The organism is Afipia sp. GW821-FHT14H12 (assembly GCF_058803465.1).
The window spans coordinates 180346-193487 of sequence record NZ_JBXAOZ010000001.1; the positions used below are offsets into that span (position 1 = coordinate 180346).

The following is a 13142-nucleotide window of genomic DNA, read 5'->3' on the forward strand; positions in this document are numbered from 1 at the left end:
TTACTGCCGGGCCTGTCGCGCCCGGCGCAGCCGGTCTTTCAGAAAATCCTCAAGCGCGCCTTCGTCCTCGATCCGCAACGTCACCGGAAACGGAACGATCTGCGTGGCATGAGCTGCAAGCGCCGGATTGCCTTCGATCCGCGCGAAATCCTTCTCCGTCGTCACCAGCGTCAGCCCGCCTGCCTGTGCCTCGCGCGCCAGCGCATCGATGTCGTCAGACGTGAAGGGATGATGGTCGGCGAACGCTCGCTGTGACGCTACCTCGATGCCATGAGCGCGCAGCGTCGCGAAAAACCGGACTGGATCGCCGATCCCTGCGAAAGCCAGCACACGCTGTCCCCGCAATCGCGCGACAACCGGTTCATCCGGTACGAACGCGGCGCGCAGCACGAGGCCGCCGCGCTGCACCACGCCCTGCGCGACATCGTTCGCGGCATTGCCCTCGCCGATCACGACCAGCGCGTTGGTGCGCGCGATCTGCACGGCAAGTGGTGCCCGCAACGGGCCTGCGGGAAACACGCAACCATTGCCGAGCCCGCGCGCGGCATCGATCACGATCACCGATGCATCCTTGTCGAGCGCCGGATTCTGAAATCCGTCATCGAGCAGGACCACGCTCGCGCCTTCGTCGCGTGCAAGCTCCGCGCCCGCGACGCGGTCGCGCGCGACGATCACCGGCACATGACGCGCCATCATCTTCGGCTCGTCGCCGACCTCGGTGGCCGAATGATCCGCAACACGCACCGGTCCCGTGAGGCTGCCGCCATAACCCCGGCTCACCACGAATGGCGTCTCGCCGAGCAAGCGCAGCATCTCCACCAGCCGCAACGTGGTCGGCGTTTTGCCCGCGCCGCCGAGATGGTAGTTGCCGACGCAAATCACTGGAACAGCGGCGCGCGCGCCCTGACGCACCATGCGCGCGCCTGACACCGCGCCATAGATCGCGGCAATGGGCGCGAGCAGCAGCGAGGCAAGCGAAGGCGATGCGTACCAGAAGCCTGGCTCACGCATCGGCAGCCCCCTGCTCGATTCGCATCTGCAACAGATAAGGCTCCAACGCCGCCATCGTCTTGTCGACCGCGCCGCCGAGCCGCGTCACGACACTCTGTGCAGACGCGGCAAGGCGATTGCGCGCGATCGGATTGCCGAGCAGATGACGCAGCAGCGTGACGAACTCCTCGGGGCCACGAGCCAGAAGCGCGCCTTCTTCGCGGTCGAGCTGGGCATAAATATCCTTGAAGTTGAACACATGAGGCCCGTGCAGGATTGCGGCATCGAGCTTGGCCGGTTCGATCGGATTCTGTCCGCCGTGTGGAACGAGCGAGCCGCCCATGAACACCACCGGCGCGATGCGATAGAACAACCCGAGTTCGCCCATCGTATCGGCAATATAGATATCGGTATCTGCCGAAGGCAGATCGCCGCGCGAGCGCAATTGCACCTGCAAGCGGGAGACGGCAGCCAACTGCGCAATGGCCGGCCCGCGCTGTGGATGACGCGGCACGATGACCGTGAGAAGCGACGGAATATCCCTGGCCAGACGCCGATGCGCGTCGATGATGATCTCCTCCTCGCCGGGATGGGTCGAAGCCGCGACGAAAACTGTCCGCCGTCCCGTCGCCGCTTTCAGCCGTTCGAACCTCTCGGGATCGGCAGGCAGCGCCTTGATGTCGAGCTTGAGATTGCCGGAAGTCATGACATTGGGACTGCCGAGCGCGGCGAAACGTTCGTGATCGATGTCGGATTGCGTGAGGCACAGATCGAAGCATGACAGCAGCGCCGCGATGGTGCCGCGCGCCCTGCGCCAGCGCGGAAACGAACGCGGCGACATCCGCCCGTTGATCAGGACGAGAGGCACCCGCCGGTCGGCAGCCGACAGCAACAGGTTCGGCCAGAGATCGGATTCAATGAACAGCGCAAGACCCGGCTTCCAGTGATCGAGAAAGCGCTCGACGAAAGCCGGGACATCGAAGGGAATGAACTGATGAATGACATCCGGCGGAAAACGCCTCGCGACGATCTCCGCCGACGTGCGCGTGCCCGAAGTCAGAAGGACGCGCAGATTGAGCGCGCGCAGCCGATCGATCAGTTCCGCCGCCGCGAGCACCTCGCCGACGCTCGCGCCATGAATCCAGACGAGCGGTCCCGGCGGCCGCGCGAGGCCCGGACTGCCACGACGCTCATTGATGCGCGCAGGGTCTTCCTTGCCTTGCCTCAGCCTGCGTCCGATAAGAAGGCCCGCCAGAGGCGCCGCCAGAGCCGACGCTCGCCGGTAAACACCAAGCGTCACCGGCAGGGCATCAGCCATTGAGACCCTCATCGGGATGACCGACCCGCGTATAGGCGAGACGGTTCACGGCATTGAGCGCACCTTCAAGCTGCTGGCGCAGGATTTCCATCGCGGCGTCGTCGGCATCCGGCGGCACATGGATCAGTTCGCCTGCCGCCATGATCCCGCGCCCGAACGGCAGGTTGATGACGGAACGATCCCAGTTGTTCAGTCGCTTGAAGCGGCTGGTCGCGATCGCGACCGGCAGGATCGGCCGCCCGGATTCACGCGCCAGCATGATGACACCGAGCCCGGCCTTGCGCGCAACCTTCGGCACGTCCGCCGTCAGCGCCATATTGATATTGCTGTCCAGCGTGCGCAGCATCGCCTTGAACGCCCCCACGCCGCCCTTGCGGTGAAACTCGGAGCCGTGATCGCCGGAGCCACGCACGGTGCCGACATCGAGCCGCTCAGCGGCAATCGCATTGATCTCGCCGTCGCGGTGACGCGAGATCAAAACCTTGGCGGGATATTTCTTCTTCTTCAAGAACGGCATCATGAAATGCTGTCCATGCCAGAACGCGACGATCACCGGCATATGATGCTCGGCCTGCTCATACACATCCGGCGGCTCGTATTCGAACCTGTTGGTCCACCATACTAGGCGCAAAAACTCGGCCGCGAGGAAACCCGCAGTCTGCTGCACCCAGCCGGCTCGGCCCAGTTTACGAAGCGACAAGTTCAATGTCCGGTTTTCGAATCGTGTCCGGGATCGAGCAGACGGTGAATATGCACAATGAAGTAGCGCATGTGTGCGTTATCGACCGATTGCTGCGCCTTCGCCTTCCACGCCTGATAGGCCGTGGCATAATTCGGGAACAAGCCCACCGTCTCGACCTTCGACAAATCCTTGAAGGTCGTGTCATCGAGGGCGGAAACCTCTCCACCGATGACGAGATGAAGCAATTGAGGCGGTGCGGGATCCGGCATGATGGCCCCTAGAAACACGGACCAGCGCGGTAATTCAAGCCTCAAATAGGCGCATTGGCATTAAAAACCGGCTTGCGGGCAAGGGTTTCCAAAAGGTGCCGATGCCGGGACCGGCCCGCCGCCATCAGGATGCCGTGGGCCACTTCGGGACCGTTGTAGCGAAGGTTTTCGCCGGTCAGTTCGGTCATGGCGCCCCCGGCCTCGCTGATAATCAGGTCGGCGGCGGCAATATCCCAGTCGCGGCTGTGGCCACCGGCAAAGGCGACGTCGAGGGCCCCATTGGCGACGCGGCACATCCGCAGCGCGAGTGAGCCGATCCGCGGATATCCGGCGGTGCCGCCTGAGATTTTCGCCACGCGATCGAGGATCGACTGCGGCGCGGCGATTCGCGTCAGGTCAAGGTCGGTGCCACGCGCGGCATTGATCGCGCTGGCGTTGAGGGTCGCGCCCTTGCCGCGCTCGGCCAGATAGAATTCATCGCTCATCGGCGCATAGACACATCCGAGCACGGGAACTCCATCCTCGACCAGTGCGACGCTGATCGACCAGTCCTTGCGCTTGTTCAGAAACGCGCGGGTGCCGTCGATCGGATCGACCACCCAGACGCGGGGCCTGTCGAGCCGTGCGAGATCGTCGGCACTTTCCTCCGACAACCAGCCGTAATCGGGATTGAAGGAGCGCAATCGTTCTTCAAGAAAATGGTTGACCGCAATGTCGGCGTCGGAGACCGGCGACGAACCGCCCTTGATCCAGCTTTTCAGGTCGGTGCCGAACATTGCGGCCGCAAGCTGTCCGGCCTCGCGCAGCGTACCTGCGAGAAGCATCGCCTCGGCCGCAAGATGGTCGTCAACGCCCGGCAATCGTCAGCCCCTCGATCCGCACGGTCGGCGAGTTCACTCCATACTTGAAGACGAGATCGTTCGCAGGCCGCATCGACTTGAAGATATCGAACAGATGCCCCGCAATCGTAACCTCGCTCACCGCATAGGTGAGCTTGCCGTTCTCGATCCAGAATCCCGAAGCGCCGCGGCTGTAATCGCCGGTGACGCCATTGACGCCCGAGCCGATCAGATCGGTGATGTAGAAACCTTCCTTGATGTCGGACATTAATTCTTCCGGGGTCACGTCACCGGGCTCGAGGTGCAGATTGTAGGCACCGGGCGACGGCGACGACGAGACGCCGCGATGGGCATGGCCGGTCGTCGCCATGCCCAGCTCACGCGCGGTCGCGCAATCCAGCAACCATGTGGTCAGCACGCCCTCGTCCACGATCGCGCGCCGCTTCACCGCCACGCCTTCCGCATCGAACGTCTGCGAGCGCAGGCCGCGCACCCGCAGCGGATCGTCGATGATGCGGATGCTGCCGTCGAACAATTGCTGTCCGAGCTTGTCCTTGAGAAAGCTCGTCTTGCGCGCGACGGACGCGCCATTTGCGGCCCCGATCAGGTGTCCGATCAGCGATCCCGCCACGCGCGGATCGAACACCACCGGCGCCTTGCAGGTCTTAACCTTGCGCGGATTGACGCGGGCGACGGCGCGCTCGCCTGCGCTCTGCCCGATATCGCGCGGCGATGCGAGGTCCGCGCCATGAATGGCGGAGGTGAAATCGTGATCGCGCTCCATGCCGGTGCCCTCGCCGGCGATCGCGGTCATCGAGATGCCCTGGCTGGAACGCAAGTAAGCGCCATGAAATCCGGTGCTGGTCACAAGAACCATGCCGCCGATGCCGGACGAGGCCGACGCGCCGCTGGATTTGGTGACGCCTTTCACTGCGAGCGCCGCCTCCTCCGCTTCATGCGCGCGCCGCTCAAGGACATCGAGCGAAGGCACGTCGCGGTCGAGCAGATCGAGATTGGGAAAGTCCTTCGCCAGCAACGCCGGATCGGCAAGACCCACGAATGCGTCCTCCGGCGCGACCTTCGCCATCGCCACCGCGCGCGCGGCGAGCGTTGCGACATTGTCGCCGCTGATGTCGTTGGTGGAGACCACCGCTTGCCGCTTGCCGACCAGCACCCGCAGGCCGACATCGTCACCCTCGGAGCGCTCCGATTCCTCGACGCGCCCGTCGCGAATTTCGACACCTTGCGACACGCCGCGCACCGCCACCGCATCGGCGGCATCCGCGCCTGCTTTTTTCGCAGCCTGGACGAGGCGTTGCGCAATATCGGTGAGCGCACTCTGATCCAGCAGATCGGAGACGGATGAGGACGAAGCGGCGTTGTTCGGGGAAAGGGAGGTCAAAGATACTGCGTTTGGTGAAGAGTTCACGAACGAAATCCTGCCGCTTGGGTTGATACGCGTTAGGGATGGAGATGTGCCTGTTTTACGCGGACTGCAAGCATTCCATCGCAAGAACTTACAATATTTCTTGAAAGCGCAAGGTCTCGTCAATCATGTCGGCCAACCTCTTATCAAGCATGCGAATCGAAGCGATGCGCGCAACATCCGATTAACCAGCCTTCTTAAGCGAATTCCGAGCCGCGCCTGACATTCTCCTCGCATCGACCGGGAACATAATCCCGGCGGGGAGACAAGAACGTGAGGCGTCAATACGGACTAAGCGGGACTCAACCCGCTTCCGGGTCGAGCCGCGATCTGCGGCTCGACCCTCTTTCCTTGCCAGCCCGTTTTGAGGCGCGCGACGGCCGCGCCGACGGCGGATCGCGGCAAATCGAAATCAATCGCGAACGCGTTGTGGTGCGCCGCATGGTGCGCGGCATGCGCATGACGCTGCAACTGCGAATGCCCGAATTTCTCGGCATTGCACGGCGGCAGACCGAGGACGCGGAAGCTCTCGTGCTGATCCATCGCGATCCGTCCTTGTCCGTGCCGCTGCTTCTGAGCACCGATGCCGACGAGATCGAACGGCAATGGTCGGCCTGGAGCGACGTGCTGGCGTTGCCGCAAGTCGAGGAAGAAGGCGAAGCCGCGGGCGACCCCGCGCCGCGCCGCCGGCGTCACAACGTCATCCGCATCCGCAGGCCGCGTTTTCTCACGCGGCGCAAGGCGGGGCGTCCGGTATCCGAGCCCACCGTGCATCACGGCGAGCGCGAGATCATCGCCCGGAATTAAAAAGGGAAGCGGGCCTAACTCCAGGCCCGCACCAGCGCGTCGATCACAAGGCCTGCGAACAGCAGCAAGCCGGCATCGCGGTTGCCGCGAAACAGACGCAGACACAGCGTCGAATCCGCAATGCGCAGGCGGATGATTTGCGACACCAGGTGCGCGGCGAACGCCACAAGTCCGAGCCATGCAGGCAAGCCCGCGCCCGCCGACCACAGTGCTGCACCGATCAGGATCACAGCCAGCCCATAGAACAACGCGAGCCAGCCTCGCGTATTCTTCCCGAACAGAAGCGCGGTCGATTTCACGCCGATCAGCGCGTCGTCCTCGGTGTCCTGATGGGCGTAGATCGTGTCGTAGCCGATCACCCAGGCGATCGATCCCGCATAGAGCCATAATGCGGCGGTATCGATCCGCGCCAGGATCACGGCAAATCCCATCAGCGCGCCCCATGAGAACGCAAGGCCAAGCACCGCCTGCGGCCAGTAGGTGATGCGCTTCATGAAAGGATAGACCACAACCACAATCAGCGAAGCGATGCCGGTCGCCACCGCGAACCAGTTGAACTGCAAGAGCACGACAAGCCCGACCAGCAATTGCAGCGCGAGAAAGACTACCGCCTGCTTCGCCGTCACCTGCCCCGCAGGAATGGGGCGCGAACGCGTGCGCTCGACCTTGGCGTCGAGATCGCGGTCGGTGATGTCGTTCCAGGTGCAGCCCGCGCCGCGCATCACCAGCGCGCCGATGGCGAACAGAATAAGCGTGGACGGGAGATGAGAGAGATTATCCGCGACGCCAGCCGCGAGTGCTGCCGACCACAGGCATGGCATCAGCAGCAACCACGTCCCGATCGGCCGGTCCATCCGCGCCAGCCGCAGATAGGGCCGCGCCCATAGCGGCGCATAGGTATCGACCCAATTCGCCGTCGCATCGGCCACGGGCGCGCTGAAATCCGTCATGGGAGAGAAAACCATTCGGCCCGACGGGCCAATGATGCCTCAGCGCGCCAGCACATTGCCGCTCAGGGTGTCGAAGGTGGAGCCGCCATTGCGCTTGGTCGGCTTCGCCTCGGGCAATTCCGTGGACGCGCCGAGCGCTTCGCTGAGACTCATCGCTCCTCCGCCGCGCGGCGCACGGGCCTGCTGCTCGGCGGCATTACAGACCTTCACGCGCATCTGCTCGGTGCCCATGTGGCCTTTCTGCATCTGTTCGGCGACCTGCGCGGGAATCCCGCATCGCTGGGAATTGGACCTGATGTAGTTGATCATCTTGGTTTCGGACTGCGCGAACGCGCCGAGCGCCTTGCAAGCCTCGCTCGCGGGCGCCTTGCGCTTGCCGAGAGCCTTGATGACCTCGGCGCGCTTCTCGGCTTCCTGCTTCAGCGGCGTGAAGCCCTTCATGCAATCCGCCTGATTGCCGCCACCCGGCCTGGCCGCCGGTGGAGGTCCGGCCGGCGCGGAAAAGCCTTGTCCCATCGGCGCCGCGCCCTGAGACGGAAACGCGAGCGGCGCGTTCATCGGCTTCATTGGCGCATTGCCGCTGATCGGCGGGAAGGCATCCGTATTCGCCTTCTGCGGCGCGGGCGCGGCGGTTTGCCCCGGCAACGGCGCCGGGAATGCCACCTGCGCAGACGCGGCTGATCCAGCTGAGGCAAGCGCGCAGGCCGAGACGACGGCCAATGTCCAACGCGGCAAGCAAGATGAGATCACGGCATTCCTCCGGCTGCGGCTTTCGCCTGCGCCTGCTTTTACGATTCCGGGTCAGCCTTAACAACCCGCCGAATCAGGCAATAGCGCGGCGGTTAGGCGCATTTGAACCCCGTTTGGACCAATTCGGCGGGTTTTCTCGCCCAGTTCCATGCTCTAAAACACCAGCGGTTTGATGATGCAGCGCGATTTCAAAAGCCCCCGCCTGTTCGTGGATGCGCCGCTCGATGCGGGCGGACGCGTCGCGCTCGAACGCGAGCAGGGCCACTATCTCGGCAACGTGCTGCGGCTCGGGACTGGTGACAGCATTCTGGTCTTCAACGGCCATGACGGCGAATGGCGCGCGCAGATCGAAGGCCGCAAGCGCCCCGAACACCTCACCCTGACCGAGCAGACCCGGCCGCAGGAGACGCCCTGCGACCTGCATCTCCTGTTCGCGCCCCTCAAGCACGCCCGGCTCGACTACATGGTGCAGAAGGCCGTGGAGATGGGCGCAAGCCTGCTCGCGCCGACGCTGACGCAATTTACGCAAATATCTCGCGTCAACACCGAGCGGATGCGCGCCAACGCCATCGAGGCTGCCGAGCAATGCGGCATCCTCAATCTGCCCGGAATCAATGAGCCGCAACCGCTCGCGCGCCGCCTTTCGGAGCGTGACGGCCAGCGCCTGCTCGTTTTCTGCGACGAGGCCGCACCGCAAGGTGACCCGCTCGCAGCCCTGGCGACGGAGGCAGGCAAGACAAAAGGCCTCGACGTGCTGATCGGGCCGGAGGGCGGCTTTTCGGAGGAGGAGCGCGCTTTGCTGCTGCGCCAGCCCCGCCTGATGCGCCTCTCGCTCGGCCCGCGTATCCTGCGGGCCGATACCGCCGCCGTGGCCGCGCTGGCGCTGGTTCAGGCCGCGCTGGGCGACTGGAGCCAGCCCGGAGGGCCGGATTCCCGTTAAGGCACTTTGAGTTTCCCCATCGAAACCCGGGCCTTACCGTGTTAAACGGCTGCAAAATTGATCGTTTACGGACTTTCCGATGAATACCGCTTCCACCTCGCCCGTGACCGGGTCCGCCGCCCGGGCGGATGCCCTGCTGTCGGCGTTCGCAGGCGCCGGCTACGAGCAGGCCGCGCCCGCGATCCTGCAGCCGGCCGAGCCGTTCCTTGACCTGTCCGGCGAGGACATCCGCAAGAGCCTGTACCTCACCACCGATCCGAACGGTGAGGACCTGTGCCTGCGTCCCGACCTCACCATCCCTGTCGCCCGCGATTATCTTGCCTCGCGCCGCGCCGGCCAGCCGGGAAATTTCTATTATCTCGGCCCCGTGTTCCGCTTTCGCGGCGGCAAGCCTAGCGAATTCATGCAGGCAGGCGTCGAATCCTTCGGACGCATCGACCGCACGGCAGCCGATGCCGAGATGATGGCGCTGGCACTTGAGGCGACCTCCGCTTTCGGTGTCCGCGATCTCGATATCCGCTCTGGCGACGCGGCGCTGTTCATGGCGCTGATCGATGCACTCAGGCTCGCTCCGGTGTGGCGACGCCGTCTCGTGAAATGCTTCAATCGCAAGACCAGCATCACCGCCGAGGTCGAGAACCTGACGCAGGGCGCGGGCCAGAGCGACTATGAAGGCGTGCTGGCGGCGCTCGCAGGCTCCGACCGCAAGGCGGCGCTGGCGCTCGTCACCGATCTGATGTCGATCGCAGGCACCGAGAATGTCGGCGGCCGCACGACGGCGGAGATCGCCGACCGTTTCCTCGAGCAATCGACCCTGAAGGGCGGCACGCTGGCGCGTGAAACGCTGACGCTGATCGAACGCTTCCTGACCATTGCGGGCGAGCCCGACGAGGCGCTGGCGCAATTGCGCAACCTCACCGCCGACGCCGGCATCAATATCAACGCAGCGCTCGACGAGTTCGAGAGCCGTATCGGCTTCATGGCGGCGCGCGGCATCGACACCGGCAAGATCGCGTTTTCGACCTCGTTCGGGCGCGGCCTCGACTACTACACCGGCTTCGAGTTCGAGATCCGCCGCAGCAACAATGGCAGCGAGCCGCTGGTCGGCGGCGGACGCTACGACGGCCTGCTGACGCGGTTAGGTGCGGCCTCTCCCATTCCCGCCGTCGGATTCTCTGTCTGGATCGACGCGCTGACCAAGGCGGGAGACGCCGCATGAGCAACCCGTTCGTTCTCGCCGTCCCCTCCAAGGGCAGGCTTCAGGAAAATGCCGACGCGTTCTTCGCTCGCGCAGGTCTTGCGCTCGCCAAGCCGCGCGGCGCGCGCGACTATCGTGGCACCATCGCGGGCCTCGATCAGGTCGAGATCGCCTATCTCTCCGCGAGCGAAATCGCAGCCCAGCTTGCACGCGGACAAATCCACCTCGGCATTACCGGCGAGGATCTGATCCGCGAAAGCATCGCCGACGCCGACAAGCGCGTGATGCTGATCGAGTCTCTCGGCTTCGGCAGCGCCAACGTGGTGGTCGCCGTGCCGCAGGCGTGGATCGATGTCCGTACCATGACCGACCTCGACGACGTCGCGACCTCGTTCCGCGTCAAGCACAACCGCCGCATGCGGGTCGCCACCAAATACATCAACCTGACACGCCACTTCTTCGCGCTGCATGGCATCGTCGATTATCGCATCGTCGAGAGCGCGGGTGCGACCGAAGGCGCACCTGCGAGCGGCGCAGCCGAACTGATCGTCGACATCACCACCACCGGCGCAACACTTGTCGCCAACGGCCTGAAGGTTCTGGACGACGGCACAATGTTGCGCAGCCAGGCCAATCTCGTCGCGTCCCGCGCCGCTGACTGGACCGCGGAGGCACGCGAGACCGCGCGCGTCATCCTCGATCACATCGCCGCCCGCGCCCGTGCCGCGAAATACAAGGAAGTCCGCACCCGCCTATCGAATTGCGACGAGGCGCTGCTGACCGAAATCCACGACCGTTTCGGCGCCGTCGCCCCATTCGGCGGCCCGGTATCGTCCGGCATCCTGACGTTGCACTGCCCGCCCGCGCAGCTTTACGCGCTCGGCAGCCTGCTGCGCGCACGCGGTGCGGAAACCGTCAGCATCGGTTCGCTCGATTACGTGATGGCCCGCGACAATCCGCTGTTTTCGCGGCTCGAAGCCTTTCTCGGAACATGAGACGCGACATGACTGCCCGTTGGCGAAACCTTCTTGCCGTCGCCATATCGGGGTTGGCTCTTTCGAGGAATTGATGTTCATGCCCGGCTCCGAGGTTCCAGCTTCCACTCGCGAGACACTTCCCGTCACCGTGCGCGGGCTGTCCATCGTGGTGCCATTGCTCAACGAAGCGCCGGGCCTTGCAGCGCTGCATGACCGCATCTCCACGTTCGCGCTCAAGCTGAAGCAGCGCTACGGCCTGTCCTGCGAGGTCATCTATGTCGACGACGGCTCGACCGACGCCACGCTGACGGTCGCGCGCGACCTGCCCGCCGACCATCTCGACGTACAGACGGTGTCGCTGTCGCGCAATTTCGGCAAGGAGGCCGCGCTGATGGCGGGCCTCGACCATGCCCGCCTCGGCGCCGTTCTGTTCATGGACGGCGATGGCCAGCACTCGCCGGATCTCGCCGAACAATTGGTGCGCCACTGGATCGAGGGCGGCTATGATGTCGTCTACACCGCCAAGGCCCATCGCCAGAACGAGTCGGTCTTGCGCCGCTTTGCGGTCCACAATTTCTATTCACTGGTGAACTGGGGCGCGCGTCAGAAAATCCCCGAGGATGCGGGTGACTTCCGCCTGCTGTCGCCGCGCGCGGCGCAGGCCTTGCGGATGATGCCGGAACGCAACCGCTTCTTCAAAGGCCTCACAAGCTGGATCGGCTTTCGCCAGATGCGGGTCGACTACGAGCCCGAGCCGCGCGCCTACGGCACCACCACCTTCAACACAAGGCGTTTGCTTGGCCTGTCGATCGAAGGTCTGACCTCGTTCTCGGTCGCGCCGCTGCGGGTGGCGAGCCTGCTCGGCGTGATGATCGCCTTCTTTGCGCTGCTGTTCGGCCTGTCGATCATGTGGGAGACCTTGACGACCGGCAAATCGGTACCGGGCTATCCGTCGCTGGTCGTCGGCATGATGACGCTGGGTGGCGTGCAGTTGATCGTGATCGGCGTGCTCGGCGAATATATCGGCAAGATTCTGTCCGAGCTGAAGGCGCGGCCGATCTATTTCGTTGCCGAGCAGTCACTGCGCACCACAACCGACCATGCAGAAACTGCCGAAACGCCCTCACATATGGCAGACCCGGTGTGAGCGGAACGCGCCGCATCACGCTCTGTGCCGACGATTACGGCATCAGCGAAGGCGTCAACCGTGCCATCCGTGACCTGATCGAACGCCGCCGCCTCAACGCCACCTCGGTGATGGTGGTTGCCCCCGCCGCCACCCGCGAAGAAGCCGAAGCACTCTCGCGGATCGCCGCGGAAGGATGCGAAATCGGTCTGCATGTCACGCTGACTGCGCCGTTCTCTCCGCTGACGATGCACTTTCGCCCGCTCGATGGCGGCATGTTCTGGCCGGTGAACAAACTTTTGCGGATGGCGTTGTTACGACGCCTCGATTCCGAATTCGTCTATGCCGAAGTGATGGCGCAGATCGCACTGTTTCGCGAACTGTTCGGCACACCGCCCGCCTATCTCGACGGTCATCAGCACGTTCAGTTGTTTCCGGGAATCCGCGAGGGATTCATCCGTGCCGCGCGTGACGCGGCACCGGAGGCATGGGCGCGGCAATGCGGGCGGACGCACACATCCATGCAACTCGGCAATCCCAAGGCGATGCTGCTCGATGCGTTGAGCGCGACCTTCCGCAGACGTTGCGCCGCGAGCGGTCTTCGCACCAATCCCGCCTTTGCCGGCGCGTACGATTTCCGCACCCTGCCCGACTTCGGCAACCTGATGCGAGGCTTCCTCAGCACCCTCCCCGATGGCGGCCTTGTGATGTGTCATCCCGGTTTCGTCGACGAGACCTTGCGGGCGCTCGATCCCCTCACCAACCAGCGCGAGCGCGAACATGCCTATCTCGCCAGCGACGATTTCCCGCGTCTGCTCGATGAACTTGGCATTTCGCTGGCGAAAGCATAAGGGCAGTTTGCCGCAGGGC

14 protein-coding genes are annotated in these 13142 nt (G+C 64.3%); 6 read left to right on the forward strand and 8 right to left on the reverse strand.

Going from position 1 to position 13142, the window contains the following annotated elements; translation table 11 throughout:
• The 6 genes from lpxK to AC1RNA_RS00935 are packed head-to-tail and all read right to left on the reverse strand — an operon-like array spanning position 1 to position 5527.
• The gene (gene lpxK, locus AC1RNA_RS00910; protein WP_492949914.1) at positions 1-1011 is read right to left on the reverse strand and encodes a tetraacyldisaccharide 4'-kinase; all 1011 of its coding nucleotides are present in this window, start codon (positions 1009-1011) and stop codon (positions 1-3) included.
• Entirely contained in the window at positions 1004-2308 is a 1305-nt protein-coding gene (locus tag AC1RNA_RS00915) for a 3-deoxy-D-manno-octulosonic acid transferase (RefSeq protein ID WP_009339874.1), read from the reverse strand. The genes lpxK and AC1RNA_RS00915 overlap by 8 nt, the downstream gene beginning before the upstream one ends.
• Complete coding sequence (locus AC1RNA_RS00920) at positions 2301-3014, reverse strand: lysophospholipid acyltransferase family protein (RefSeq protein WP_197083268.1); 714 nt, start codon at positions 3012-3014, stop codon at positions 2301-2303. The genes AC1RNA_RS00915 and AC1RNA_RS00920 overlap by 8 nt, the downstream gene beginning before the upstream one ends.
• Entirely contained in the window at positions 3011-3259 is a 249-nt protein-coding gene (locus tag AC1RNA_RS00925) for a DUF4170 domain-containing protein (protein ID WP_009339872.1), read from the reverse strand. The genes AC1RNA_RS00920 and AC1RNA_RS00925 overlap by 4 nt, the downstream gene beginning before the upstream one ends.
• 41 nt (positions 3260-3300) lie before the next feature.
• The gene (locus tag AC1RNA_RS00930; RefSeq protein ID WP_040298449.1) at positions 3301-4065 is read right to left on the reverse strand and encodes a 3'(2'),5'-bisphosphate nucleotidase CysQ; all 765 of its coding nucleotides are present in this window, start codon (positions 4063-4065) and stop codon (positions 3301-3303) included.
• 40 nt (positions 4066-4105) lie between these two features.
• Positions 4106-5527 carry a TldD/PmbA family protein gene (locus AC1RNA_RS00935; protein WP_492949915.1) on the reverse strand — a complete coding sequence of 474 codons (1422 nt, stop codon included), beginning with the start codon at positions 5525-5527 and terminating at the stop codon, positions 4106-4108.
• 270 nt (positions 5528-5797) lie between these two features.
• Between AC1RNA_RS00935 and AC1RNA_RS00940 the strand changes: the two genes are divergently transcribed.
• Entirely contained in the window at positions 5798-6331 is a 534-nt protein-coding gene (locus AC1RNA_RS00940; protein ID WP_492949916.1) for a DUF6101 family protein, read from the forward strand.
• A gap of 14 nt (positions 6332-6345) precedes the next feature.
• Here AC1RNA_RS00940 and ubiA read toward each other — a convergent pair whose 3' ends face one another.
• Both ubiA and AC1RNA_RS00950 read right to left on the reverse strand, forming a co-directional pair.
• On the reverse strand, positions 6346-7281 hold the full coding sequence (ubiA, locus tag AC1RNA_RS00945) for a 4-hydroxybenzoate octaprenyltransferase (protein ID WP_492949917.1): 936 nt from the start codon (positions 7279-7281) through the stop codon (positions 6346-6348).
• Between the two features lie 39 nt (positions 7282-7320).
• Positions 7321-8031 carry a hypothetical protein gene (locus AC1RNA_RS00950; RefSeq protein ID WP_009339867.1) on the reverse strand — a complete coding sequence of 237 codons (711 nt, stop codon included), beginning with the start codon at positions 8029-8031 and terminating at the stop codon, positions 7321-7323.
• A 172-nt stretch (positions 8032-8203) separates the two neighbouring features.
• On the opposite strand from AC1RNA_RS00950, the gene AC1RNA_RS00955 reads away from it, so the two are divergent.
• The 5 genes from AC1RNA_RS00955 to AC1RNA_RS00975 all read left to right on the forward strand — a co-directional run bounded on the left by AC1RNA_RS00955 (position 8204) and on the right by AC1RNA_RS00975 (position 13123).
• The gene (locus tag AC1RNA_RS00955; RefSeq protein ID WP_492949918.1) at positions 8204-8971 is read left to right on the forward strand and encodes a 16S rRNA (uracil(1498)-N(3))-methyltransferase; all 768 of its coding nucleotides are present in this window, start codon (positions 8204-8206) and stop codon (positions 8969-8971) included.
• 79 nt (positions 8972-9050) lie between these two features.
• Positions 9051-10190 carry an ATP phosphoribosyltransferase regulatory subunit gene (locus tag AC1RNA_RS00960; RefSeq protein WP_492949919.1) on the forward strand — a complete coding sequence of 380 codons (1140 nt, stop codon included), beginning with the start codon at positions 9051-9053 and terminating at the stop codon, positions 10188-10190.
• Positions 10187-11164 carry an ATP phosphoribosyltransferase gene (gene hisG / locus AC1RNA_RS00965; protein ID WP_492949920.1) on the forward strand — a complete coding sequence of 326 codons (978 nt, stop codon included), beginning with the start codon at positions 10187-10189 and terminating at the stop codon, positions 11162-11164. The genes AC1RNA_RS00960 and hisG overlap by 4 nt, the downstream gene beginning before the upstream one ends.
• A gap of 73 nt (positions 11165-11237) precedes the next feature.
• Positions 11238-12293, forward strand: a complete 1056-nt coding sequence (locus AC1RNA_RS00970) for a glycosyltransferase family 2 protein (protein ID WP_492951158.1) — start codon at positions 11238-11240, stop codon at positions 12291-12293.
• On the forward strand, positions 12290-13123 hold the full coding sequence (locus AC1RNA_RS00975) for a ChbG/HpnK family deacetylase (RefSeq protein WP_492949921.1): 834 nt from the start codon (positions 12290-12292) through the stop codon (positions 13121-13123). Before AC1RNA_RS00970 ends, AC1RNA_RS00975 begins: the two co-directional genes overlap by 4 nt.
• Positions 13124-13142 lie beyond the last annotated feature (19 nt).

What these genes read in the sequence shown, in the direction of transcription:
- lpxK (WP_492949914.1), bottom strand. Translation starts at nt 1,011, where the DNA reads ATGCGTGAGCCAGGCTTCTGGTACGCATCGCCTTCGCTTGCCTCGCTG.
- AC1RNA_RS00915 (WP_009339874.1), bottom strand. Translation starts at nt 2,308, where the DNA reads ATGGCTGATGCCCTGCCGGTGACGCTTGGTGTTTACCGGCGAGCGTCG.
- AC1RNA_RS00925 (WP_009339872.1), bottom strand. Translation starts at nt 3,259, where the DNA reads ATGCCGGATCCCGCACCGCCTCAATTGCTTCATCTCGTCATCGGTGGA.
- ubiA (WP_492949917.1), bottom strand. Translation starts at nt 7,281, where the DNA reads ATGACGGATTTCAGCGCGCCCGTGGCCGATGCGACGGCGAATTGGGTC.
- AC1RNA_RS00955 (WP_492949918.1), top strand. Translation starts at nt 8,204, where the DNA reads ATGATGCAGCGCGATTTCAAAAGCCCCCGCCTGTTCGTGGATGCGCCG.
- AC1RNA_RS00960 (WP_492949919.1), top strand. Translation starts at nt 9,051, where the DNA reads ATGAATACCGCTTCCACCTCGCCCGTGACCGGGTCCGCCGCCCGGGCG.
- hisG (WP_492949920.1), top strand. Translation starts at nt 10,187, where the DNA reads ATGAGCAACCCGTTCGTTCTCGCCGTCCCCTCCAAGGGCAGGCTTCAG.
- AC1RNA_RS00970 (WP_492951158.1), top strand. Translation starts at nt 11,238, where the DNA reads ATGTTCATGCCCGGCTCCGAGGTTCCAGCTTCCACTCGCGAGACACTT.